This window comes from Nitratireductor lacus (assembly GCF_056431025.1).
In genome coordinates this window covers 1-22,980 of record NZ_JBWKMB010000038.1, presented here as the reverse complement: position 1 = coordinate 22,980, position 22,980 = coordinate 1, and the positions used below count along the sequence as shown (strand labels likewise).

Below are 22,980 nucleotides of genomic sequence, written 5' to 3'. Positions count from 1 at the left end.
ATCTCGAGCGCTGTCTGTTCGGGGGCCGGTGTCTTCAACATGACCCAGTGAATCAAAAACCCCCGGCAAATGCCAGGGGTTTGTCAGCAGTCTGGGGGCGCTCTCAGCGCCCCTTTTTTAAACTGCCGAGAATGCCCCGCACCAGGGCACGGCCAAGCGACGTGCCCACGGAACGCACCACGGATTTGATCGCCGCTTCCGTCACCGACTGGCGGTTGGATGTGCGCCGGCGCGTGGTGGTGGTCTTGCGCCGCGTCTTCGTGCTCGTGCCGCCATTGCCGAAGTCCGGCAGCGACCAGCGCGAACGCTCCTCGACCTCGCCCGCCTCCTCGGCCTTCTGTGCTTCAGCCTCGGCTTTTGCCTTGTCGGCCGCCTTCTTCTGCAGGATTTCGAAGGCCGACTCCCGGTCGACGCTCTCGTCATACTGACCGAAGACAGGGCTTGCCTTCAGCAACCTGTCGCGTTCAGCGTCCGTGATGGGCCCCAGTCTGGATGCGGGCGGGCGGATCAGCGTCCGCTGAACCATGGAGGGAACGCCCTTTGCTTCCAGCGTCGAGACCAGCGCCTCGCCGACCCCGAGCTTGGTGATCGCCTCGAAACAGTCGAAATCCGGATTGGGCCTGAACGTGTCTGCGGCCGTCTTCACCGCCTTCTGCTCGCGCGGCGTATAGGCGCGCAGCGCATGCTGTATGCGGTTGCCGAGCTGGCTCAGCACGGTTTCGGGAACATCCAGCGGGTTCTGTGTGACGAAGTAGACGCCGACGCCCTTTGAGCGAATGAGGCGGACAACCTGTTCGACACGATCGACCAGAATTTTTGGCGCTTCGTCGAAAAGCAGATGCGCTTCATCGAAGAAGAAGACCAGCCGTGGCCGGTCCGGATCGCCCACTTCCGGCAGCTCCTCGAAGAGTTCCGACAGCAGCCAGAGCAGAAACGTTGCGTAAAGGCGCGGATTCATCATCAGCTTGTCGGCGGCGAGCACATTGATGGCGCCCCGCCCGTCCGGCGTGGTGCGCATGATGTCGCTAATCTTGAGCGCAGGCTCGCCGAAGAAAAAGTTCGCTCCCTGCTGTTCAAGCACAAGGAGCGTCCGCTGGATCGCGCCCACCGACTGTTTCGACACATTGCCGTAGCGCGCGCCGATCTCGTCGGCGCGGTCGGCCACGTGGACGAGAAGCGCTTGCAGGTCCTTCATGTCCAGAAGAAGGAGACCTTCCTCGTCGGCGATGCGGAAAGCGATGTTCAGAACGCCTTCCTGCGCATCCGAAAGGTTCATCAGCCGCGACAGAAGCAGCGGCCCCATCTCTGAAATGGTCGTGCGGATCGGATGCCCCTTCTCGCCGAAGAGGTCCCAGAAGATGACCGGAAATTCCTGGAAGGCGTACGGATCGAGCTTGATCGTATCGGCTCGCTTGGAAAGAAAATCCTTCTCCTCGCCCATCATGGCGATGCCCGAAAGGTCGCCCTTCACATCGGCGCAGAAGACCGGCACGCCGGCATTGGAAAACCCTTCCGTCAGGATCTGCAGCGTCACGGTCTTGCCGGTACCGGTCGCCCCGGTGACGAGACCGTGCCGGTTGGCGTATTTCAGCAGAAGGCGCTCGGCCTGCTGGTAGCTGTCGTCGGGATGCCGACTGGCCCCCAGAAAGATACTGTCTTCCGCCATCTGAATTCCGCCTCGCTTGCCGGTCCCGCTGAAACTTGGTGCTCTTCCGTATAGTCAGCCTCGCATAAAGTCTCAACGCCGTTGTGCGTGAAGTAAAGCGCGGCTTTCCTGCAACGCTAGCCGGCTATTCGGCCTATTGTGCATTGCGGCGTCTCCTGTGGCGTCCTAAACTTGTCCCTCAATGAACGGGTGGTTGCCCTCGGGATCCATTGCCCGCTTTGCGGCAAGGGTTTCCGGGCCAACGGCGAATCGGGAGGCATGATGGATCGCGCGATCCTGAAAAAGGTGAAGTTTCCTCAGATCGACCAGGAGCGCTGGCGCGATCTGGTGATCGAATCTCTCAAGGGAGAGGCCGGTCCCGAGGCGCTTTCCTGGCAGACGGACGACAGTATCTCCATGCGCGCGCTCTATGAGCGGATGCAGGATGCCAAGCCGCTTGCCCGCGGGCGTGACAAGTCGGGCTGGGTCACCGTCCAGCGCATGGATGACCCTGATCCGGTCCGCGCGAACCGTCAGGCAAAGGAAGACATCGCACAGGGTGCGACAGGGCTCGCGCTCGTTTTCGAAGGCGCGCCCAATGCATTCGGCTATGGCCTTCCCGCCACGCCCGAAGCGGTTGCCAAAGCGCTCGACGGTATCGATTTGCAGGGCCTGCACCTGCGCATGGATGCCAACCCCAGCAGCCGCGCCATCGTCGACTGGCTGACCCAGATCTTTACCGAGCGCCGCATCAACCCGGCCGCCATGACGCTGTCCTTCGGCATTTCGCCGGCCGCCACCTTCGCCGGCACCGGCAAGCTGCGCATGTCGATCGAGGCGCTGGAAGCGTCCATGCCGCAGTCCTTTGCAGGCTTTTTCGCCATGGACCTGCCCGGCATCCTGCTTGAGGGCGATGGCCGCGTGTTCCACAATGCCGGCGCCTCGGAGGCGCAGGAGCTTGGCATCATGCTGGCTTCCGCCGTCTCGCATCTGCGCATGTTCGAGCAGGCCCGTCAGCCGCTTGTCTATGCCGCGCCGCATATCGGCTTCTCGCTCTGTGTCGATCAGGATCAGTTCCTGTCCATCGCCAAGATCAGGGCTCTGCGCCGCCTCTGGGCGCGCGTTCAGGAGACCTGCTCCATCGAGCCATCGCTGGCGACGATCCATGCCGAAACATCCTATCGGATGATGACGGCGAAGGATCCCGAAACCAACACGCTGCGCACCACCATCGCCGCATTCGCTGCCGCTGTCGGCGGTGCCGATTCGCTTTCCGTCCTGCCGCACACCATCGTCCATGGTCTGCCGGACGAAGATGCAAGGCGGCTTGCCCGGAACACGCAGCTCATCCTTTCGGGCGAGAGCCATCTCGACCTGATCATCGATCCTGCTGCCGGTGCCGGCGGCATGGAAACGCTCACCGCAGCCCTTTGCGAAAAGGCGTGGGACGAGTTCCGCCGCATTGAGAGCGAGGGGGGCGTGCTGCGCAGCCTGATGAACGGCCACATTCAGGAACGCGTGCTTGAGATGCGCGAGCGCCGCGAGCAGCGCATCAATGATGGCAAGAAGCCCATTGTCGGCACGACGATCTATCCCGCCGCGGAAGAGCGTCCTGTCAGGACATTGAAGGCCGAATCGCCTGACTTTTCTGGAGAAGTGGCCGCCGTGCGCTGTCAGCCGCTCCTGGCGCAGCGTCTGGATGAGACCGGAGGAGGCATCGCATGATACCGGATTTTGCCAGCATCGGCTGGTCGGATCCGGAAACGTCGCCTCTTCCAGCAAAGACCCCACCCACGGCCACGCCTGAGGGCATTGAGATCAAATCCTTCTATTCGCAGGACGATCTGAAGGGGCTGCGCTTTCTCGACACCTATCCGGGCGCCGCGCCCTTCATTCGCGGCCCCTACCCCACCATGTATGCGCGCCGGCCCTGGACGATCCGTCAGTATGCCGGTTTCTCCACGGCGGAAGAATCCAACGCCTTCTACCGGCGCAACCTTGCCGCCGGGCAAAAAGGCCTCTCCGTCGCCTTCGACCTTGCCACCCATCGCGGCTATGACAGCGACCACCCGCGCGTTGCCGGCGATGTGGGCATGGCTGGTGTGGCCATCGATTCCATTCTCGACATGCGCCAGCTCTTCGACGGCATCCCGCTCGATAAAATGAGCGTGTCGATGACCATGAATGGCGCTGTTCTGCCCATCATGGCGCTCTATATCGTCGCGGCGGAAGAACAGGGTGTCGCTCAGAAAGACCTTTCGGGCACCATTCAGAACGACATTCTGAAGGAGTTCATGGTCCGCAACACCTATATCTACCCGCCCAAACCCTCGATGCGGATCATTTCGGACATTTTCTCCTACACGGCGGAGAACATGCCGAAATTCAACTCCATATCCATCTCCGGCTATCACATGCAGGAAGCCGGCGCGACGGCTGATCTGGAGCTTGCCTACACAATCGCCGACGGCATCGAATATGCCCGTGCCGGCATCGCCGCCGGGCTCGATATCGATCGTTTCGCGCCGCGCCTCTCCTTCTTCTGGGCCATCGGGATGAACTTCTTTATGGAAGTGGCCAAGATGCGCGCCGCGCGCCTTCTCTGGGCGACACTTCTTCAGAAGAACTTTGCGCCAAAGAACGAGCGTTCACTCTCCCTGCGCACCCATTGCCAGACCTCCGGCTGGTCACTGACGGCGCAGGATCCCTATAACAACATCGTGCGCACCATGGTCGAGGCCATGGCCGCCACCCAGGGTCACACCCAGTCGCTGCACACCAATGCCTTCGATGAGGCCCTGGCGCTTCCGACCGACCATTCCGCGCGCATTGCCCGCAACACACAGCTTGTCCTGCAGCTTGAATCAGGCACGACCCGCATGATCGACCCATGGGGCGGCTCCCATTTTGTCGAGCGCCTCACCCACGACCTCGCCCACCGCGCGCTGAAACACATCGAGGAGGTGGAAAGCCTCGGCGGCATGGCTGCGGCCATCGAAAAGGGCGTGCCGAAAATGCGCATCGAGGAAGCCGCAGCCCGCACCCAGGCGCGCATCGATTCGGGCGAACAGACAGTGGTCGGCGTCAACCGCTTCAAGCCCGAGCGCGACACCGAGGTCGACGTTCTCAAGGTCGACAATGCCGAAGTGCGCGCGCGCCAGCTCGCCAAGCTGCAGCAGCTCAAGGGCACGCGCGACGTGGCCGAGACAGAAAGCGCGCTTGAAGCCCTCACGCGCGCAGCCGCAGAAGACGGAAACCTGCTCGAATTCGCCGTGCGCGCCGCACGCGCGAAGGCCACGGTGGGCGAGATCTCCACAGCCCTTGAGAAGGCCTTTGGCCGTCATGTGGCGGAAATCCGCACCATTTCCGGCGTCTACCGCAAGGAGGTGGGCGATCTCTCCTCCTTCGAACGCGCCCAGCAGAAAGTGGCAAAATTCCGCAAGAAGACCGGCGCCGCACCGCGCATCCTGATCGCCAAGATCGGTCAGGACGGTCATGACCGCGGCCAGAAGGTCATCGCCACCGCCTTTGGCGATCTCGGTTTCGATGTCACGGTCGGAGCCATGTTCCAGACACCGGAGGAAGTGGCCGAGCTTGCCATCGCCAATGATGTCCAGATCGTCGGCGCCTCCTCGCTGGCCGCCGGTCACCTGACCCTCATACCCGAACTGAAGGAAGCGCTGGAAAAACGCGGCCATGGCGACATTCTCCTGGTCGCCGGCGGCGTCATCCCGCCTGGCGATTTCGAAGCCGTGCGCGAGGCAGGTGCGGCCGAAATCTTCCCGCCCGGAACGGTCATTCCCGAAGCTGCCGAAAAACTGCTCGATCGCCTGCTGAAAGCAGGCTGACGCCCTGATCTTGAAATGGACGGCGCCATGTTATACCTTAAGTTATAACAGACGGAGCCAAAGCCATGAACGTGACCATTCGCAAGATCGGCAATTCGGAAGGTGTCATCCTGCCGAAGGAGGTGCTTGAGCGTTACAATCTGCGTGCTGGCGACACGCTCAACCTTCTTGAGGACGGAACCGAACTGCGCCTTCGTCCTCCCGCGGATGATCCCGAAGAATTCGAGCGAAAGATGAAGATCGCTCGAGAGCGGATGAAGAAATACGAAACGGCCTACCGCGTTCTGGCCAAGTGACAGAGTTTCACTCACGTGACTTCGTCGAAGCGCTGCATGTCGAGCAGTTGCGCCTTCACGGCGGTGCCAGTGGCGTCCGCGATGAAGGTGCGCTGGAATCTGCGCTTCATCGCCCGCTGCAGAAACAGGCCTATGAGGAACCGGATCTGTGTGCGCTCGCAGCAGCGTACCTGTTTGGTATCGTAAAAAACCATCCGTTCGTTGACGGAAACAAGCGTACCGGCCTCGCTGCGGCCGACCTTTTTCTCTTCTTCAACGGGCTCAGCATGGAAGCCGAGCAGGAAGACGTCATTCAACTCGTTCTTCTCGTGGCCGCCGGCGAGATCGACGAAGAAGGCGCTGCCCGTTTCTTCCGCGACCATACCGTCCCGCTAGACACCTGACGCTGCGGCACGAAACCTGCATTTAACAGTGGGCAACAGCAGACCAAGTCGGAGTTGTACCAATATGAACCGCCGCCGCCTGTTGAAAGCCACCGCAGGGTTTGCCGTTCTCGGTCTTGCGATGCCGCGCACAGCCTTTGCTGACGCCGCACTGCGCCGCGCTGCAACGGGTGCGGCAAACGCGGTCGAATTCGGCCTCACACCCAACGCAGTCCACAACCAGACCTCTGCCCTTCAGGCCCTGCTTGAACGCGCCAGCGCTGAATCCATTCCCATATTTCTTCCGCCCGGCCGCTACCGTCTTTCCGGTCTTGCCCTTCCCCGGCAGACCCGCCTTTTCGGCGTTCCGGGTGCCACCCATCTGGTACAGGACGACCTCGGATCGATGTTCACTGCGCGAGACAGTCAGCATCTCGCGCTTTCCGGCCTTGCACTCGATGGCAGGCTCATGCCGCCTTCCGGTGCTGGCAGCGGCCTGCTCGACATTGACGGCTCGCTGCGTCTGGCCATCGAGGACTGTGTCTTCGCCAACAGCGGTGGCAATGGCCTCTCGCTCCGCCGCGCACAGGGCAGGATCCGCAATTGCGCCATCACCGACATTGCGGACTACGCACTCTACGCACTCGATTCGAGCGGCCTTGATGTCATTGAAAACACCGTCACCGATTGCGGCAATGGCGGCATTCTGATCCACCGCAGCGCTCTAGGCGCGGATGGCAGCCGCATTTCGGGAAACCGCATCGCTCGCATCCGCGCCGACAGGGGCGGCACCGGCCAGTATGGCAACGGCATCAACGCCTACCGCGCCGACAATGTCCGCGTTTCGGATAATGAAATTGCGGACTGCGCCTTCTCAGCCATACGCGGCAATAGTGCCGGCAATCTTGAGATATCCGGCAACACCTGCCTGCGTTCGGGTGAAACCGCTCTTTATGCGGAGTTCGCCTTTCAGGGCGCGGTCATCTCGGGCAATCTCGTGGATGGCGCCGCCCACGGCATCTCCATGGCCAATTTCGACAAGGGCGGGCGGCTCTGCGCCTGCACCGGCAACATCATCCGCAATCTTTCGAAAGATGGCCCCTACCCCTCACCCATGGCCGGTTTCGGCATCGGCATCAATGTGGAGGCCGACAGCACGGTCACCGGCAACATCATCGAGAACGCGCCCCTTGCCGGTATACGCATGGGCTGGGGTCCCTTCCTGCGAAATGTCACCGCTTCGGGGAATGTGATCCGCAAGGCGAAAACCGGCATCATCGTTTCCGTGGTCGAAGGTTCGGGCGCAGCCGTCATTTCCGGCAATGTGTTTGAAGACACGCCCAATGGCGCGGTCGTCGGCCATCGCTGGGCCGATGCCGCCACCGGCGATCTGCTACGCTCCGGCAGCGAAACCATCCCGCACCTGACGCTGGCTGCCAACCGGGCGGGTTAGGACATTACGGAACATTGCGGCGATCCTCTTCGCCGCGCAGGGCACGCAATGATGGCGTCTCTAAGGGCGCTACCACAAAGGCCTGCTGAACGGCGGCGCAACGGATGTGCCATCAAAGCCCTCCCTCATGGTGAGCCTGTCGAACCACGCACCGCGTCAACGCAGACCGATGCAGTTCACCGTGGGTCCTGTTTTCACCGGGTACGCTCTAAACGCCCTATCCGACCAGCGCTTCAGAAGGCCGCAGCGACCCAACCTCGAAGCCGCGCCGATTGGTCAGAACCGGCCGCGCCATCTCACGCAGTGTCTCGGCCAATGCATCACCATCCAGAAGCTGAGCCAGAACTTCAGCCACCATCACCTCGGCGGCCCGTGTCGTGCCGTCATCGCATTTAAGCGCGATGCCGATGCCCATTTCAGGAATCGCGGCACAAAACACCCCTTCCGCACCCGTCTTGGTGAAAATGCGTCCCTTGCCTGCTTCCATCATGCGCGTATCGGCACGCCCGCTCCCCGCCACATAAAATGGCTCCGCCATGCAGGCTGCGAAAATCCGTCTGGCGGCCTTCGCACGCTCGAGCGCAAGCCCGGTGCCGGTCGCCATCCTCGCAAAGCCCTGCGCCAGCGCTTTCAGCGGCACTGCATAGGTTGGAATGGAGCAGCCATCCGTGCCGCAGAGGTCGGTCTCGTGCGCAGCACCCGTCACCTCCTCCATCGCCGCCTTCACGGCGTCCTGCGCCGGGTGGCCGAGCGCCACATAGCCACGCGGATCACGGCCGAGATGCGCGCAGGTGCAAAGGAAGCCGGCGTGTTTTCCCGAGCAGTTGTTGTGCGCCGCCGTCGGTTTCGAAAAGCTGCGCGCCTGTTCGATCAGCACATGTTCCTGCGAAGACCAGTGAGCGCCGCATTCAAAAGCCTCCGCTCCAAGTCCTGCCCGCTCCAGCATGGCGACTGCCAGTGCTGCGTGTTCCGGCTCGCCTGAATGCGACGAACAGGCAAGCGCAATTTCCCGGCTGCCGAACCCGAACGCATCCGCCGCCCCGCTTTCCACGAAAGGCAGCGCCTGGATGGCTTTCACGGCAGAGCGCGGGAATACGGGCCGGTCAATGTCGCCAAGGCTCATCACCTTTCCGCCATCCGCGTCGAACACGGCAATGGTGCCACGGTGCCTGCTCTCGACAACGTTACCGCGCAGCGCCTCGACCAGAACGGGATTGCCCATGTTTTCACCGTAATTTGCGGGATTCATTTTCATCATCTTCCGGCGACAATAGACTGGCCCCCATGCGTTTTTTCAAGCGGACTTTGCTGTTTCTCCTCGCCGTCTTCGTTTTGCCCGCCTCGGGATCACTGGCCTGGTGGGCGGTGCAGGAACGGCCGGGCTCCTGGCGCAGCGCCGACTGGTCGGCGAGCGGCGTATTGCCTGCGCCTGCAGACGATCCGCAGGCAAAAATCTATGTGATGGCCGCGCGCACCGGCGGCATGAAGGGGGCGCTGTCTGTCCATAGCTGGCTGGTTCTCAAGCGCGCTGGCGCTTCATCCTATGACCGCTATGACAAGGTCGGCTGGGGAAACCCCGTGCGCCGCAACGCCTATCCGGCAGACGGGCGCTGGTATTCCAACACGCCCTATGTCGTGGCCGCGATCACAGGAGAGGAAGCCGAACGCCTCATGCCGCAAGTGGAAGCGGCCATTGCCAGCTACCCGTTCTCGCAGCGTGGCGACTACGGGATCTGGCCTGGGCCGAACTCCAACTCCTTCACCGCGCATGTGCTGCGCAGTGTGCCGGATCTCGACATCGCCCTGCCACCGACCGCTGTCGGGCGTGATTATCGCCCCGGCCTATTCGCCTTTGATCACACGCCAGATTGGAGCGATATCCATGTTTCGCTCGGCGGGCTGGCAGGCATCGCCGCCGGTCTGCGCTCCGGTGTCGAGTTGCATTTTCTGGGACTGGTCGCAGGCCTCGATCTACGCCGCCCGGCATTGAAGGTGCCGGGCTTTGGCCGCGTCGAACTGTGGCCCTCAGCGTCGGCCAGCGAGAAAGAACAGCCCGCTACTTGATCCGTTCGAGGATCGACACATAGTTGGCCACTGCAGCGCCACCCATGTTGAAGATGCCGCCCAGCTTCGCGTCGGGGATCTGGATGCCGCCGGCCTCGCCGGTGAGCTGCATCGCCGTCAGCGCATGCATGGAAACGCCGGTCGCACCGATCGGATGCCCCTTGGCCTTCAGCCCGCCTGAGGGGTTCACCGGCAGCCGCCCGTTCTTCTCGGTCTGGCCTTCGAGCGCGATTTTTCCGCCCTCGCCCGGCTTTGCCAGCCCCATCGCCTCATATTCGATCAGTTCGGCAATGGTGAAGCAGTCATGGGTCTCTACGAAGGAGAGATCGTCGAGCGTCACACGCGCACTCTTGAGCGCACGCTTCCAGGCTTCCTCACAGCCCTCGAATTTCAGAATGTCGCGCTTCGACATGGGCAGAAAGTCCTGCACATGTTCGTTCGCGCGCAGCGCCACCGCGCGGCGCATCGAAAGCGCCGTCTGCGTGTCCGCCAGGACTATCGCCGCCGCACCATCCGAAACCAGCGAGCAATCCGTCCGTTTCAGCGGACCGGCGACATAGGGGTTGCGCTCGCTCTCCTGTCGGCAGAAATCGAAACCCAGATCCTTGCGCATCTGCGCGAACGGGTTCTCGACACCGTTTTTGTGGTTCTTGGCCGAGAGTGTCGCCAGCGCGTCCGACTGGTCGCCATATTTCTGGAAATAGGCATCGGCGATTTTTCCGAAAACGCCCGCAAAACCGCCCGGAATCTCGCCATCTTCCGGTAAATAGGACGCTTTCAGCAGGTTTTCGGCAATTTGCGGGCCGGGTGTTTTCGTCATCTGCTCCGCGCCCACCACAAGCACGATGCGGGCGTCGCGCGCAGCAATGGAACGGGCGCCCTGCCGCACGGCGGCAGAGCCCGTCGCGCAGGCGTTTTCCACCCGCGTGGCCGGCTTGAAACGCAGCCGGTCGTCGGCCTGCAGCACGAGACTTGCCGTAAAATCCTGCGGTGAGAAACCGGCGTTGAAATGGCCGAGCACGATCTCGTCCACATCGTCGGGGCCAATGCCGGCATGGTCCAGCGCTTCGCGCGCCACCTGAACGATAAGCCCTTCAAGCGTGTCGTCGGTCAGCTTGCCGAACTTTGAATGGGCCCAGCCCACAATGCATGCGGTCATCTCGTCTCTCCCGGAGGGCGGCATTTTATGCCGCAGATTAGAGCAAACATGTGAGCAGCACCATAAGTCCGCTGCCGACTTTGTTCAAGCATGAACTATTTTCTGCAAAGCCCCTGTTCTCTGTCTGACGTTCCATCCAAGTCCTCCTCCCTGGAGCGTGACCTTCTCCCCACGGAGCCCGACAAATTTCCTTGATTGATTGATCAATCAATAATAAATGAACCCCATGCCCAAGATCGGAATGGAACCCATACGCCGCCGCGCGCTCATCGATGCGGCGATCAGCGCCATTGGCGAGCGCGGCGCGCTCAACGTCACCATGTCGGACATTGCCGGTCGGGCCGGTGTCTCGACGGCCCTTGCCCACCATTATTTCGGCGGCAAGGACGACCTTCTGTTCGCCACGATGCGCCACATCCTTTCGCAGCTCGGCAACGAGGTCCGCCCGGCCATGGCAGGGCTTGCGGGCGCAGACCGTGTGCGTGCGATCATCGCGGTGAACCTCTCGCCCGATCAGTTCCGGCCCGAGATCATCGCGGCATGGCTCGCCTTCTATGTGGAGGCGCGGCGTGACGCGGCACTCGGCCGCCTCTTCCGCATCTATGTGCGCCGCCTGCACAGCGACCTGATGAGCGGGCTTTCTCATCTTCCCCGCGCAAGTTCCATCCGCATCGCGCGCGGCATCGCCGCCCTCATCGACGGTCTTTATCTGCGCCGCGCGCTCGGCGAGGGTGTGGAGGATTCGGCCACGGCCATCGCCCTTGTCGAAGACTATCTCGACATGGCGCTTGCCCCGCACCCGCCCCATGGGAGTCTGCCCCATGCGTGAGGCCGATTTCGTCATCATCGGTTCCGGCTCCGCCGGTGCCGCGCTCGCCTACCGCCTTTCGGAAGACGGCAAAAACTCCGTCATCGTGATCGAATATGGCGGCAGCGATTTCGGTCCGTTCATCCAGATGCCCGCCGCCCTCTCCTTCCCCATGAACATGGCGCGCTATGACTGGGGCTTTCAGAGCGAACCGGAGCCGCATCTGGGCGGACGCGTGCTCGCCACGCCGCGCGGCAAGGTGATCGGCGGCTCCTCCTCCATCAACGGCATGGTCTATGTGCGCGGCCATGCGCGCGACTTCGACCACTGGGCCGATGAGGGTGCGACCGGCTGGGCTTCTGCGGACGTGCTTCCCTATTTCAAACGCATGGAAACGATGGCCGATGGCGAGCCCGGCTGGCGCGGCACCGAAGGCCCGCTCCATGTCCGCAAGGGGGCGCGCGACAACCCGCTCTTTTCAGCTTTCATCGAGGCCGGCAGGCAGGCCGGTTTCGAGACCACGGAAGATTACAACGGCTCCAAGCAGGAAGGTTTTGGCGCGCTCCAGCAGACCATCCACAAGGGCCGGCGCTGGTCCACTGCCAATGCCTATCTGAGGCCCGCGCTCAAGAGAAGGAACGTGAGTCTCGTCAATGGCTTCGCTCGCCGTGTTGTCATCGAGAATCAACGTGCCATCGGCGTCGAGATCGAAGCTCACAAAAAGATTCAGCTCGTTAAAGCGCGACGTGAGGTTATCGTCGCAGCGTCTGCGGTCAATTCGCCAAAGCTCCTGATGCTCTCGGGCATCGGCCCGGCAGAGCATCTGCGTGAGAACGGCATCGATGTGGTGGCTGATCGCCCTGGCGTCGGCGGCAATCTGCAGGACCATCTGGAACTCTATATCCAGCAGGAATCACTTCAGCCGATCACGCTCTACTCAAAGCTCAATCTCCTTTCCAAAGGGTTGATAGGCGCGCAGTGGCTGTTCCTTAAATCGGGCCTCGGTACCTCAAACCATTTCGAGGCAGGCGCCTTCGTACGCTCCGCCGCAGGGGTCGATTATCCTGACATCCAGTTCCATTTTCTGCCCGTCGCCATCCGCTATGACGGCAAGGCGGCAGCAAAGGGCCACGGCTTCCAGGCCCATGTCGGACCAATGCGTTCGAAATCGCGCGGCACAATTCGTCTCCGGTCGGGCGATGCCTGGGCGAAGCCGGAAATCCGCTTCAACTACATGTCCCATCCGGACGACTGGCGCGATTTCCGCCACTGCATTCGCCTCACCCGTGAAATCTTTTCGCAGGATGCTTTCACCCCCTATCGGGGCCGCGAGATCGCGCCGGGCGGAAATGTTCAAAGCGATGACGAACTGGACGCTTTCATCCGCGAACACGCCGAAAGCGCCTATCATCCCTGTGGCACCTGCCGTATGGGTGCGCCTGACGACGCCACGAGCGTGGTGGATGCCGAATGCCGGGTGATTGGGGTCGAGGGCCTGCGGGTCGCAGATTCGTCGATTTTCCCCCGTATCACCAATGGCAATCTGAACGGCCCTTCGATCATGGTCGGCGAGAAGGCAGCCGACCATATTCTCGGTCGCGCCCCGCTCAGCCCGTCCAATCAGGAGCCCTGGATCAACCCGCGCTGGCGGGAAGCCGATCGTTAAAGCATTTTGCAGTCAGGTGGAATCACCTGACGTCTGCACAAATGCGTAAAACAGAGAGATTGAGCGGAGAAGCGTTTCCGTGAAACGGTGCTCCGCTCTAGAAAACCCATGCGGATAAATTGAATGGATCGGAAACGCGTTTCCATGAAACGATGCCCCGTTCCGAAAGCTGGAGACCCCATGCGCGCGCAGCCCAAAGCATCGCACTACATCAATGGCCGTTATGTCGAAGACGAACAGGGCGAGGTGATAGAGGTCGTCTATCCCGCCACCGGCGAGGCCATCGCCCGCGTCCATTCCGCAACGCCCAATATTGTTGAACTCGCGGTGGAGGCCGCCCGCGCCGCCCAGCCTGCCTGGGCCAGGCTGAAGCCGGTCGAGCGTGGCCGAATCCTGCGCCGGGCAGCAGACCTCCTGCTTGCGCACAATGAGGAACTGGCAAAGCTTGAAACGCTGAACACCGGCAAGGCGCTGCAGGAGACGCTGGTCGCCGATGCCCCTTCTGCTGCCGAGGCGCTCGAATTCTTCGGCGGGGCGGTCGCCGCCTTCAATGGCGAGCAGGTCGAGCTTGGCGGGTCTTTCGGCTATACGCGCCGCGAGCCGCTCGGGGTCTGTGTTGGCATTGGCGCATGGAACTATCCGATCCAGATCGCTGGCTGGAAGACCGGCCCTGCGCTGGCCATGGGCAATGCGATGGTGTTCAAACCGTCCGAGGTGACCCCGCTTTCAGCCCTCAGGCTTGCCGAGATATTCACCGAGGCCGGCCTGCCCGACGGCCTCTTCAATGTGGTTCAGGGGCTGGGCGATGTCGGCGCCTCTCTTGTCGCCCATCCGGAGGTCGCCAAGGTCTCGCTCACCGGTTCGGTCGAGACCGGCAGGAAGGTGCAGGCGCTCGCCGGCGGCGAGATGAAACCGGCCACGATGGAGCTTGGCGGCAAATCGCCCCTGATCGTGTTCGACGATGCCGATCTGGAGAACGCCATTGGCGGGGCCATGCTCGGCAATTTCTATTCGACGGGTCAGATCTGCTCCAATGGCACGCGCGTCTTCGTCCAGAAGGGCATCCATGAACGCTTCCTGTCACACCTTGCGGAGCGCACGAGCGCCATTCGCCTGGGCGATCCGCTCGACCCCGAAACCCATCTCGGCCCGCTCATCAGCAAGGCGCAGTATGACAAGGTGCTGCGCTATATCGAGATCGGGCGCGAAGACGGCGCGACCCTGTATCATGGCGGTGGCGCGCCACGGCTACAGGGCCTTGAAGACGGCTTCTATGTCGAACCGACCATCTTCACCGATGTCACCGACAACATGCGCATTGCCCGCGAGGAGATTTTCGGCCCGGTCATGAGCGTTCTGACCTTCGACGATGAGGATGAGGTGATCGAGCGCGCCAATGACACGCCGTTCGGACTGGCAGCCGGCGTCTTCACGCAGAACCTGGCCCGCGCCCACCGCGTGATCGGGGCGCTGAAGGCCGGCACCTGCTGGATCAACACCTATAATCTCACGCCGGTCGAGCTTCCCTTCGGCGGTGTGAAGCAGTCCGGCTTCGGACGCGAAAACGCCATGGCGGCACTCGCCCATTATTCACAGGTCAAATCCGTCTATGTGGAAATGGGAGACGTAGAAAGCCCATATTGATGACGGTTTGATCTTGCGCAGTCGAAAGACGGCAGCTATAAGCCCGCCGTCTGGTCACGGAGTGTAGCGCAGCCTGGTAGCGCACCTCGTTCGGGACGAGGGGGTCGCAGGTTCGAATCCTGCCACTCCGACCAGTTTTTCCAAGGCTTTCAGCCGATCCAACACCCCGGACAGAATGCCGTTCGGACCGATACCGGACCGAAACGCAAAAAGAAGCCCCGCCAGCGCAAGGCCAGCGGGGCAGTTGGGGAGGATGCGGAAAGATCAGGAGGCGAAGCCACCTTTGATCAGGAACGCCACCACACCAGTGATGATGCCCCCAATGATCAGCCAGTTGATGTGCGACAGGGTTTTCTTGATGTCTCCGACCGAGCTTTCCAGACCGGAGAACCGGGTATCGATCCGGGCTTCCATTGCGTTCCATTTCTCATCATGGCGCGCACTCTCGATCTCTCGTTGAGCCTTCCATGCTTCCAGATCGGACAATCGCCGTTCCTTGTCCGCCGAAGAGTGCTCGAGCGTGACAACGCGAGCCCTTATATCGTGATCCATGTCTGGTGCCTTTTCGGTCACGCCCCGCTCCTATTCCAATGCGTTGCCTGTGGGGTGGGTTCACTTCCCGCAGCGATATTTCTGATACCGGCCACGATGCTGTGCGATGGCGACGGCAGTCATGCGATCATTCGCCACCAGGTAGGAGTTTGTGGCCGGCGCCGGGTTGATCGGCACCAGCACGTCGCAGGGCTCAGTGATCGCCGCCGTCTCGCAGCTCGCAGCCGCCAAGAAGGGCACACAGGCCAGTGTCGTCAGCGCCAAGCGCTTCCTCATCGATCTTCCTTCCGTCTTTCAGGATTGTAATGCGTTCGGATTGAAGGCGCTGGAAAACCACCTCCTTACCGTTGTGGTGGCCGTAGAGGTAGATGCCGACTGCGAGCGCCAGCACCAGAAGAACCGGCCCCAGCGCCTGCCTCAGCTTCAAGAACAGGGCTTTGTAGACAAGACCGGCGCCGATCATGACGCCAGCCCCAGTTTCTTGCGCACGGCCGGCATGCTGGAGATCGCGTAGATTGCAAAGCCAGCGATCAGCGCCACGATGGCGATCTGTGCCGCCGGGTGCAGGTTGCCGAGCGCGGCAAATGGAGCGCCGATACCAGTCAGCAACCACGTCCAGAAGCGCTTCGACTTCGCAACGGGTTCCGGCGTTGCCTCTGGCAGCGGGCGCGGCTCGGGCTCGGAAGCCTTGGTGTTTGCCAGGGCATAGACCTTATCCAGAACCGCCTCGACCTTCGCCGGTGCCACCAGTGCTTTATTGAGGTTGTCGCCGGCGTAGTAGCTCTGTCCGCGCTGCACGTGCCGGTGCGCGCCGCGCGTGGCATCCAGCACAGGAAAAGACGCCCATTCGCCCGCGAGGCGCCGGCCGAACTCGGTGCGATCGATCTCGCCATTGACGAACTGGTGATAGCCGCGGCGGATCAGAAGGTGATAGGCAAGCCTGTCCTGCAGGTTCGCATCGAATATCTGGGAGCCGCGAAGGCCGAGCTCTTCCTTGAGCCCCATCAGCGTTTTGCGGATGAACTGCGGCGCACCGGCCGCTGACGATCCATGCCGGCGCGACCAGGTGCGCTGTGCGGCGATCACTTCGTCCAGGGTCATCCGTGTGAGCGGCTTCGATAATCGATCCTGTCGGTGGCCATAGATCACTTCATAGCATTCAGGCGGCGTGCGGCTGGTTTCCGTCTCATAGACCAATGCAAGCAGCAGCGCCGCGCCAGCTGGCACGGTGCGGTCCATATCGTTTCCTTTCTGATGATGAGCCCATGCGAAAGCGCCGTGTCGTTAAACACGGTTGAATTCGCAACTGGACGAAGGTTTAATTACTTGCTTTTATTTATGCCGTTGCTCTGGCCGAGAGCGCCCCTGCCGGAATTTGTGTCCACCCAACACTCGCCGGCAGGGGTTTCCAATCCTGATGAAATGAGTATCCTCGCTTCGCCCTGTTGGGGCTCCCCTGCCGGTTGAATTACCGACCCGTAGCTGCCGGTAGGGGTTTTCTTTCGCTCCCGGTGATCTACCGTGTAAGCGCTGGCGGGTGTCCGATTCTCATTGAGATCGGGCAACAGATCCCACCCTCCCCCATCTGGCTCGCCAGCACCTTTACCTCTTGGTAATCGACATGCGGAAACATGCTACCGCTGGCGCGTGTTATGTCGGGCATGAAGCCCATTGTCCAACACATAAGCCCCGCGCGCCAGCATTCACGAGAATGGCGCGATGACACCAGTCACGTATGAGGAAAGTAGCGAGTATGGAGGACCATGGACCTATGGCTTTACATGTTCGCTTACATCATCGGCTGCGGGGTGCTCATTCACATCGTCATGAATGTGGTCGGTCGCTTGCGGCGCAATCGTGACAGCTGAATAGCGCGATCCCGTAAGTGACTCGCATCAAGGCAACGAGCTACCACGAGTTGCCAGCGGGCGAATATTCCCCCTTGAGCGCCCCAAGCCTTAAGGTGTGAACCCCAACAATTCGCTCGTTGGCGCCGAATTCAATGGATCAGCGCTTGTAACGGCGGAATCACGCCATCGACTCTTGCCTGCAGGACTGTTTTGATACAGGCAGCTTGGGGGAGAGCATGCGAACATACATCTGGTTGCCTATACTCGGCGCGCTCGCATCATGTGGTTCATACACTGTGCCAGCGAGCGTACAGCTCGCTGATGGAACAGTGTTGGTAGGCACAACAACGGCGGCAATGTCAGGCGGGTCCTTCGAGGTCGCAACTCCCAACAATTCGATCACATGCAGCGGCACCTATGATGCGCTCGACACGAGCGCGACCATTTCGGTTCCCGTCACATGCACCAATGGCTTGTTTGGAACCGCCGTCGTCACAAGAGATCCAAGTGGCACCAGTGGGTCTGGCTTCGTAAGGGTCTCGGACGGCTCAATTGGCCGCGTTTCGTTTGGAAATAATTCCGGTCGCATCCTCTCTACAGGGAATGGCAACTACGCCGCGGCCGGAGCGTCCATCACGGGTGTCGGTGGTTCTTATCGGTCCCCACGAGTGTACACTGGGAACTGCCCCACTCCCGATAGTCTGGACTCAGCAGGCCGCAGATGTGGGGCGCGAAGCGCGGCGTCCCGGCCAGGCGGATACTCTGGGTATGGGGCATGGACGAATAGTCGCCCCACCTATGGAGGTTCCACCTATGTCAGGGGACACTATCGAAAAGGACGCTGGGTTCGAGGTCATTATCGCAGACGTAGGTGACCAAATAGAATTGGAGGGGCAGCCTAAGCCGCCCTTCCCTTTCCCTTCTTCATGTCTCGGCTGATTGCTTTCACGCATTGCCCGAATGACCAATCCGGGTGCTTGCTCCAGTATGGTCGCGCCAGTCGCTCGGCGTTTTCCCATTCCTTTAGCGCGGCCTGATCATCCTTGATCTGCTTCCGCCTGATGTCGATAGCCCGCTTGAACTCGATCTGACTTAGGGATTCCGTCAGCCGGATTTTATGGGAGTCTGTATCGATGGCGACGGCGCCGTCCAAGCGGAACGGAAGCTCGATCTGCTTCGATCCGACCTGTTCGAACGCCTTTGCTGTGAGCGTGCGTGCGGTTCCCTTCATCCGCCGGATGATCTCTGCAATCCCGCAAACGGCACGGCTTTCCTCGTCCAGTTCTTCCCAGACTTTCGGGGCGATCAGACGGGGCTCGAAGCCATCCTTGTTCAGGGCTTCCTGAACGTGTCGGGTGATTGTGTCACTCAGTTGCGTCAATGGTTTTCTCCTTGGCCTTCCATGCCGCGACGAACGCGTCGAACCACTTCGACACGCCTTCCAGCGATGGCATTTCTTCACGAATTGAAGGTTCGAAAGCCGGAGGCACCATTCCGGCGAGCGCCTGCGGTTCTGGAAGGTCCGCAAGCAGTTTCGTGATTTCGAACATGGTGCCGATTTGCTGCCGGGTCTCATAGCTTCCGACGCCCCTTGCCAGTGCCTCTTTGTCGTCTTCCGACATTGGTTCTGCGTCCGGCATCGCCTCGACTTCGGCAGCAAACTTCTGCGCCGCGCGTAGCTCGCTTGCGGCCTTGTTCAAGCGCTTTTGATCCTTGGCGCTGATGATCTCGATTTGCTTCTCGGCGGGCTGCTTGGCAATCACAGACGCCGCGGACACCGAGACTTCGCCATCTTCGACCGCCTTGCTCAGTTCAGGTACGCCTCGCTTCTGAACCTCCTTGGCGGTTTGCACTGCACGACGCGAAACATTGAGCATCTTCCCGGCCTCTGCAGAAGAAGGGTGCAAATTTGCACTCTTTTCTGGACGGTGCGGGGGAAGCTTCGCCAACTTCGCAGCAACCATGCTTCGCTGACTTTCCGACAGATGCCTGCGCTTCAAGTTCAGGCTGATGACGAACGCAGCCGGATCATTGCCGTGGAATTCCGTAAAGCGCGGCTCGACACCGCTCTCCCGGCAAGCCTTGAGGCGATTGCGGCCGTCTAGAACCTCACCGCCCAAGAGGACGATAGGTTCGCGCAATCCGTGGTCCCTGATGTCGTCAACGAGGTCTGTGAACGCCTCGCCGTCCATCATGGGGAACAGGTCCGCCAGCGGATGCGCTGTCAGCTTCTCGGGATCGGGTGCTTCCATCTTTTTGAACGCTATTGCCATTTGGTCTCCTTCGGCGCCCGGCCGGCCAAGCCAGAAAGCGCACTGGTCCGCGAACGCGGAACCGAGCACCGAAGGAGGTCTCGTGATCCGCGCTTCATCCCCTTGGCCAGGGAATCTTGTGTTTTGAGTAAGATGCAGAGAGCGGCCCGGGAGCCGCCCAGCTCAGCCGATCAGTACAGATCGTCCTTCCAGCCGTCCTTACGGACAACGTAAGCGCAGGAGATCCGATCAACTGACATGGTGGTATTGCCGACCTGTTCGGTCACTGTCCGGTGTCCCTCGATCCGCAATGCGGGATACTGGCGTCCATGAATGTGCGAGCCGTAAACCTGGATGCGACAATTGTTGGGCACGATCTCTTCGAGTGCCTCGCAGAACTCCATCCATGCGCGGGTGGCTCGCTCTTCTGGTGGCAGGGCCTTCGCCCGTGCTTGCGCATAGCCGGTAGCTACGGAAACACCCGATAGAGAAAGGGCCTTGAGTACGCTGCGACGAGTGGTCATTGGGCGATCTCCATCCGCAGAATGTGTTCCGCCCGGACCGCCACATCGGCAACGACAATGCCGAGGCAAATTTCCGCGAACTCCTCGCGTGTCAGAAAGTGCTCGCTGTAGAGCTTGTTTTCGTGCCAGAGCCGCAGCTTACCGCCCAGCGTTGAATGCACGTTGCAGAAGCTCTTGCCAACGCCATCCGACCAGAGATAGGTGCCTTCGCACTGATAACTATCGACGGGCTTGATGAGGACGAAATCACGTCCACCACGCAGACGGGGCGCCATGCTATCGCCAATGATCGGCTCAATCCGCAGCCGGTCGGAGTAGATGGTATCGGGGGCGATGGTGACGGGGAATAGGTCGTTCATGGTCCCCTCCCTCACGCCGCGATCTGGTGCAGTTCGGCCTCAAGCTCCTGCTGCCGGGCAACAGTGTCGTAGCGCAGCGACTTGAACTTGAGCGTTTCCAGTTCCGCACGAATGCTCTTCGCGCGGGCTTCCTCCTTGGTCTGGTTCGACTTTGCTTCTTCCCAAGCGAATTTCAGGCCCCAGGAAAGCAGCTTGGCATAGGACCAATCACGACCAGCATAGTCACGCGCATAGCTGTGCGCGGCTCGCATGATTGCGGCACGGTCGATTTTGGTCGGAATCGTGGTATTGGATGCGGTAGCCATATCGAACTCCCTAAAGTTCGGTTTCGGTTAGGGCCGGTGTGGAAGTTGCCGCTTCCCATCGGCCTGCATATTTGTTATATGCGTTATATGCCTTTCCTGTCAATAGCGCATATGCGAAATATTTGAAACGAGATCAATGGCACGCCCTACAGCTTACCCTATCAAGAAGGTGATCGGCTTCGATCAAGAGATGATTGACGCGATTGAGGCGTACCGACGCACTCAAGACCCGATCCCCAATCAGTCAGAAGCGATACGCCAAATTTTGGATCGTTGGCTCCGCGATCAAGGCTACCTAAAAGCTGACGAATGAACGCGTGAACCGCAGTTCACATTTTCCTTGACCATCGCCAATCTGTGAACTACATTTCACACATGATCGAAGTCCGGCAGAGCGAAACCTTCACCAAATGGCTTGACGGGCTTCGGGACCGGAATGCTCGAATTCGTATTGCTACACGCATTCGCCGCATGGAAATGGGCAACCCCGGCGACGTGAAGGCAATTGGCGAAGGTGTGAGCGAAATGCGGATCACCTATGGCCCAGGCTATCGTGTCTATTTTGTGCAGGACGGGGAAACCGTCGTTATCCTCCTTTGTGGAGGTGACAAATCCTCACAGAGCCGAGACATCGCCCACGCCAAACAGATGGCAAAGGAACTGTGATATGGCGATCAAAACAACCAAGTTTGATATTCAGGATCATCTCAAGACCCCCGAGGATCGTGCGGCCTATATCGAAGCAGCCTTCGAGGAAGGCGATCCTGCGTTTATCACCCACGCGCTCAACGATGTTGCCCGGTCGATTGGAATGACTGACGTTGCGAAGGCTGCCGGGATCACGCGCGAGGGCCTATACAAAGCTCTCAGCGACAAAGGCGATCCGAAGCTCTCAACCTTACTCGGCGTCACCAAGGCGCTCGGAGTTAGACTGACGACTTCTCCTGCCAATCCAAATGAGAACTTTGCAGAAGAACGAGCGGCAATATAGCTAATCATCTCCTTGGCCCCGCCCTGTGCGGGGCTTTGTGTTTCTGGTCCATGCGAGAGCGCCGCGCCGGTGGGCACGGTTGAATTCGCAACTGGACGAAGGTTCAGATACTTGCTTTTATTCAGATGTTGCTCTGACCAGGGCACCCCCCCTGCCGGTTGGTGATGTCACCCAACACCCGCCGGCAGGGGTTTCACGTTCCAAATTGTCGGTGCTATGATCACGTCGCTCTCCCCCACGAGGGCACGGCCTCCTGCCGGCTCATACCTCGGAAGCGACTTTCGCCGGCAGGAGGCCACCATCTCACCCTCCCATGACCCACCGGCACATTTACGTATCGATAACCTGGCTGTCGGAGAATTGCCCCGCTGGCGCGTGTTATGCCGGGCATCAAGCCCAATGTTCAACACACAAGCCCCGCGCGCCAGCATGCTCCCAGTGCGCCCGAACGCACATGTTGCAGAGCGTCACGGATCGTTATTGGAAGGGCGTTCGCGAATCTCGACATCTATGCGCGCGGCGGACCTGACCCGGACCGCCCGGCCGGCGCAAGACGAGCCGCCCTCCGAAGCGCCGGTCGACCTACGTCATCGCACCAATGCCGAGGTCAGATCGAGAACCTACCTTTGGTTGCCAGCGAGCGAAGTATCTCCCCTTGAGCGCCCCAAGCCTTAAGGTGTGAACCCCAACAGTTCGCTCTTTGGCAACTACCTGGTTTTTGCATCAAACGAACATAGAAATACGGAATGGTCTTTGTGCGGGCCTCATGTTGGCACTGTATCAGTTTTGGTGTATGCGAACTCACGAGCGGATAGAGAAACCAAGTTCTCAATACAACGGGTGCGTGCGGTGAGCGGAACGATATTCATTGTGATCGGGTGCATTGCAATAGGTTTGGCAGCGCTGCGCTTTTTGCACTCCGGCGATGATGACGAGGGAATCGATACCGCGGTCGTGTCAGTCAACTCCGTTTATGAAGAGGGAGCTTACAGTGGCGAGACCGTGTCACATGCTACCGACATCGTTCTACCTGCGGACAAAAAAGCGCTCAATCAAAAAGCCAATTACGACGACATCGATAGCTAGTGCCAAGTCCCGACGGAATGGGAGTATCAGAATTTTCGTGTTTGGCCGGGCATAGTGGGAAGAAAGGAGAATGTTTCCCATGGCCCGACGCAAAGACCCTAAAATTCCTGATGCGC

General features: G+C 60.5%; 23 protein-coding genes and 1 tRNA gene. 13 read left to right on the top strand and 11 right to left on the bottom strand.

Going from position 1 to position 22,980, the window contains the following annotated elements; translation table 11 throughout:
* Positions 1–103 precede the first annotated feature (103 nt).
* Complete coding sequence (locus AC07E3_RS20935; protein ID WP_478364619.1) at positions 104–1,666, bottom strand: helicase HerA-like C-terminal domain-containing protein; 1,563 nt, start codon at positions 1,664–1,666, stop codon at positions 104–106.
* Between the two features lie 258 nt (positions 1,667–1,924).
* Between AC07E3_RS20935 and AC07E3_RS20930 the strand changes: the two genes are divergently transcribed.
* The 5 genes from AC07E3_RS20930 (at position 1,925) to AC07E3_RS20910 (ending at position 7,604) form a co-directional block, all read left to right on the top strand.
* Positions 1,925–3,370, top strand: coding sequence for a methylmalonyl-CoA mutase family protein (locus AC07E3_RS20930; protein ID WP_478364617.1), 1,446 nt, complete (start codon positions 1,925–1,927; stop codon positions 3,368–3,370).
* A complete protein-coding gene (gene scpA, locus AC07E3_RS20925) occupies positions 3,367–5,493 on the top strand; it encodes a methylmalonyl-CoA mutase (RefSeq protein WP_478364615.1) in 2,127 nt (708 codons plus the stop codon). Before AC07E3_RS20930 ends, scpA begins: the two co-directional genes overlap by 4 nt.
* A gap of 65 nt (positions 5,494–5,558) precedes the next feature.
* Positions 5,559–5,789 (top strand): AbrB/MazE/SpoVT family DNA-binding domain-containing protein, encoded by a 231-nt coding sequence (locus AC07E3_RS20920; protein ID WP_025030611.1) that lies wholly within the window; start codon positions 5,559–5,561, stop codon positions 5,787–5,789.
* Positions 5,786–6,172, top strand: a complete 387-nt coding sequence (locus AC07E3_RS20915) for a type II toxin-antitoxin system death-on-curing family toxin (RefSeq protein WP_336065922.1) — start codon at positions 5,786–5,788, stop codon at positions 6,170–6,172. Before AC07E3_RS20920 ends, AC07E3_RS20915 begins: the two co-directional genes overlap by 4 nt.
* A 64-nt stretch (positions 6,173–6,236) precedes the next feature.
* The gene (locus AC07E3_RS20910) at positions 6,237–7,604 is read left to right on the top strand and encodes a TIGR03808 family TAT-translocated repetitive protein (RefSeq protein ID WP_478364612.1); all 1,368 of its coding nucleotides are present in this window, start codon (positions 6,237–6,239) and stop codon (positions 7,602–7,604) included.
* Positions 7,605–7,821: 217 nt separating this feature from the next.
* Here the strand turns inward: AC07E3_RS20910 and AC07E3_RS20905 are convergent, their stop codons facing one another.
* Positions 7,822–8,826, bottom strand: a complete 1,005-nt coding sequence (locus AC07E3_RS20905; protein ID WP_336067567.1) for an asparaginase — start codon at positions 8,824–8,826, stop codon at positions 7,822–7,824.
* A 62-nt stretch (positions 8,827–8,888) separates the two neighbouring features.
* On the opposite strand from AC07E3_RS20905, the gene AC07E3_RS20900 reads away from it, so the two are divergent.
* Complete coding sequence (locus AC07E3_RS20900; protein ID WP_478364610.1) at positions 8,889–9,668, top strand: DUF3750 domain-containing protein; 780 nt, start codon at positions 8,889–8,891, stop codon at positions 9,666–9,668.
* On the opposite strand, the gene AC07E3_RS20895 is transcribed toward AC07E3_RS20900, so the two are convergent.
* The gene (locus AC07E3_RS20895) at positions 9,661–10,827 is read right to left on the bottom strand and encodes an acetyl-CoA acetyltransferase (RefSeq protein WP_478364608.1); all 1,167 of its coding nucleotides are present in this window, start codon (positions 10,825–10,827) and stop codon (positions 9,661–9,663) included. The two genes, AC07E3_RS20900 and AC07E3_RS20895, sit on opposite strands and share 8 nt — an antisense overlap.
* A gap of 226 nt (positions 10,828–11,053) precedes the next feature.
* Between AC07E3_RS20895 and betI the strand changes: the two genes are divergently transcribed.
* The 4 genes from betI (at position 11,054) to AC07E3_RS20875 (ending at position 15,079) form a co-directional block, all read left to right on the top strand.
* The gene (gene betI, locus AC07E3_RS20890; RefSeq protein ID WP_336065931.1) at positions 11,054–11,656 is read left to right on the top strand and encodes a transcriptional regulator BetI; all 603 of its coding nucleotides are present in this window, start codon (positions 11,054–11,056) and stop codon (positions 11,654–11,656) included.
* The gene (gene betA / locus AC07E3_RS20885) at positions 11,649–13,301 is read left to right on the top strand and encodes a choline dehydrogenase (protein WP_478364606.1); all 1,653 of its coding nucleotides are present in this window, start codon (positions 11,649–11,651) and stop codon (positions 13,299–13,301) included. Before betI ends, betA begins: the two co-directional genes overlap by 8 nt.
* Positions 13,302–13,481: 180 nt before the next feature.
* Positions 13,482–14,945, top strand: coding sequence for a betaine-aldehyde dehydrogenase (gene betB / locus AC07E3_RS20880; RefSeq protein WP_478364604.1), 1,464 nt, complete (start codon positions 13,482–13,484; stop codon positions 14,943–14,945).
* A 57-nt stretch (positions 14,946–15,002) separates the two neighbouring features.
* Positions 15,003–15,079: transfer RNA gene (locus tag AC07E3_RS20875), tRNA-Pro, on the top strand.
* A gap of 130 nt (positions 15,080–15,209) precedes the next feature.
* Here AC07E3_RS20875 and AC07E3_RS20870 read toward each other — a convergent pair.
* From AC07E3_RS20870 to AC07E3_RS20835, 8 genes are all read right to left on the bottom strand, one after another.
* A complete protein-coding gene (locus tag AC07E3_RS20870) occupies positions 15,210–15,518 on the bottom strand; it encodes a hypothetical protein (RefSeq protein WP_478362499.1) in 309 nt (102 codons plus the stop codon).
* 172 nt (positions 15,519–15,690) lie between these two features.
* Complete coding sequence (locus AC07E3_RS20865) at positions 15,691–15,960, bottom strand: hypothetical protein (protein ID WP_478364602.1); 270 nt, start codon at positions 15,958–15,960, stop codon at positions 15,691–15,693.
* Entirely contained in the window at positions 15,957–16,736 is a 780-nt protein-coding gene (locus AC07E3_RS20860; RefSeq protein WP_478364600.1) for a hypothetical protein, read from the bottom strand. The genes AC07E3_RS20865 and AC07E3_RS20860 overlap by 4 nt, the downstream gene beginning before the upstream one ends.
* Before the next feature lie 1,509 nt (positions 16,737–18,245).
* On the bottom strand, positions 18,246–18,728 hold the full coding sequence (locus tag AC07E3_RS20855) for a hypothetical protein (protein ID WP_478364598.1): 483 nt from the start codon (positions 18,726–18,728) through the stop codon (positions 18,246–18,248).
* Positions 18,712–19,620 carry a hypothetical protein gene (locus tag AC07E3_RS20850; RefSeq protein WP_478364596.1) on the bottom strand — a complete coding sequence of 303 codons (909 nt, stop codon included), beginning with the start codon at positions 19,618–19,620 and terminating at the stop codon, positions 18,712–18,714. Before AC07E3_RS20850 ends, AC07E3_RS20855 begins: the two co-directional genes overlap by 17 nt.
* A gap of 170 nt (positions 19,621–19,790) precedes the next feature.
* Entirely contained in the window at positions 19,791–20,123 is a 333-nt protein-coding gene (locus tag AC07E3_RS20845; RefSeq protein WP_478364594.1) for a hypothetical protein, read from the bottom strand.
* Positions 20,120–20,482, bottom strand: a complete 363-nt coding sequence (locus AC07E3_RS20840; protein ID WP_478364592.1) for a hypothetical protein — start codon at positions 20,480–20,482, stop codon at positions 20,120–20,122. Before AC07E3_RS20840 ends, AC07E3_RS20845 begins: the two co-directional genes overlap by 4 nt.
* An 11-nt stretch (positions 20,483–20,493) precedes the next feature.
* The gene (locus tag AC07E3_RS20835; RefSeq protein WP_478364590.1) at positions 20,494–20,787 is read right to left on the bottom strand and encodes a hypothetical protein; all 294 of its coding nucleotides are present in this window, start codon (positions 20,785–20,787) and stop codon (positions 20,494–20,496) included.
* A 375-nt stretch (positions 20,788–21,162) separates the two neighbouring features.
* Here AC07E3_RS20835 and AC07E3_RS20830 point away from each other — a divergent pair, with 375 nt between their 5' ends.
* The 3 genes from AC07E3_RS20830 to AC07E3_RS20820 all read left to right on the top strand — a co-directional run bounded on the left by AC07E3_RS20830 (position 21,163) and on the right by AC07E3_RS20820 (position 22,864).
* Complete coding sequence (locus tag AC07E3_RS20830) at positions 21,163–21,453, top strand: type II toxin-antitoxin system RelE/ParE family toxin (RefSeq protein WP_478364621.1); 291 nt, start codon at positions 21,163–21,165, stop codon at positions 21,451–21,453.
* Between the two features lies 1 nt (position 21,454).
* Positions 21,455–21,778 (top strand): addiction module antidote protein, encoded by a 324-nt coding sequence (locus AC07E3_RS20825; RefSeq protein ID WP_478364588.1) that lies wholly within the window; start codon positions 21,455–21,457, stop codon positions 21,776–21,778.
* An 849-nt stretch (positions 21,779–22,627) separates the two neighbouring features.
* Positions 22,628–22,864, top strand: a complete 237-nt coding sequence (locus tag AC07E3_RS20820) for a hypothetical protein (RefSeq protein WP_478364586.1) — start codon at positions 22,628–22,630, stop codon at positions 22,862–22,864.
* The last annotated feature ends 116 nt before the right edge of the window (positions 22,865–22,980 follow it).

Bases quoted from the DNA above. Each gene is read 5' to 3' on its own strand.
- AC07E3_RS20935 (WP_478364619.1), bottom strand. From the start codon at position 1,666: ATGGCGGAAGACAGTATCTTTCTGGGGGCCAGTCGGCATCCCGACGAC.
- AC07E3_RS20930 (WP_478364617.1), top strand. From the start codon at position 1,925: ATGATGGATCGCGCGATCCTGAAAAAGGTGAAGTTTCCTCAGATCGAC.
- scpA (WP_478364615.1), top strand. From the start codon at position 3,367: ATGATACCGGATTTTGCCAGCATCGGCTGGTCGGATCCGGAAACGTCG.
- AC07E3_RS20920 (WP_025030611.1), top strand. From the start codon at position 5,559: ATGAACGTGACCATTCGCAAGATCGGCAATTCGGAAGGTGTCATCCTG.
- AC07E3_RS20910 (WP_478364612.1), top strand. From the start codon at position 6,237: ATGAACCGCCGCCGCCTGTTGAAAGCCACCGCAGGGTTTGCCGTTCTC.
- AC07E3_RS20905 (WP_336067567.1), bottom strand. From the start codon at position 8,826: ATGGGCAATCCCGTTCTGGTCGAGGCGCTGCGCGGTAACGTTGTCGAG.
- AC07E3_RS20900 (WP_478364610.1), top strand. From the start codon at position 8,889: ATGCGTTTTTTCAAGCGGACTTTGCTGTTTCTCCTCGCCGTCTTCGTT.
- AC07E3_RS20895 (WP_478364608.1), bottom strand. From the start codon at position 10,827: ATGACCGCATGCATTGTGGGCTGGGCCCATTCAAAGTTCGGCAAGCTG.
- betI (WP_336065931.1), top strand. From the start codon at position 11,054: ATGCCCAAGATCGGAATGGAACCCATACGCCGCCGCGCGCTCATCGAT.
- betA (WP_478364606.1), top strand. From the start codon at position 11,649: ATGCGTGAGGCCGATTTCGTCATCATCGGTTCCGGCTCCGCCGGTGCC.
- betB (WP_478364604.1), top strand. From the start codon at position 13,482: ATGCGCGCGCAGCCCAAAGCATCGCACTACATCAATGGCCGTTATGTC.
- AC07E3_RS20865 (WP_478364602.1), bottom strand. From the start codon at position 15,960: ATGATCGGCGCCGGTCTTGTCTACAAAGCCCTGTTCTTGAAGCTGAGG.
- AC07E3_RS20860 (WP_478364600.1), bottom strand. From the start codon at position 16,736: ATGGACCGCACCGTGCCAGCTGGCGCGGCGCTGCTGCTTGCATTGGTC.
- AC07E3_RS20850 (WP_478364596.1), bottom strand. From the start codon at position 19,620: ATGGCAATAGCGTTCAAAAAGATGGAAGCACCCGATCCCGAGAAGCTG.
- AC07E3_RS20845 (WP_478364594.1), bottom strand. From the start codon at position 20,123: ATGACCACTCGTCGCAGCGTACTCAAGGCCCTTTCTCTATCGGGTGTT.
- AC07E3_RS20840 (WP_478364592.1), bottom strand. From the start codon at position 20,482: ATGAACGACCTATTCCCCGTCACCATCGCCCCCGATACCATCTACTCC.
- AC07E3_RS20835 (WP_478364590.1), bottom strand. From the start codon at position 20,787: ATGGCTACCGCATCCAATACCACGATTCCGACCAAAATCGACCGTGCC.
- AC07E3_RS20830 (WP_478364621.1), top strand. From the start codon at position 21,163: ATGATCGAAGTCCGGCAGAGCGAAACCTTCACCAAATGGCTTGACGGG.
- AC07E3_RS20825 (WP_478364588.1), top strand. From the start codon at position 21,455: ATGGCGATCAAAACAACCAAGTTTGATATTCAGGATCATCTCAAGACC.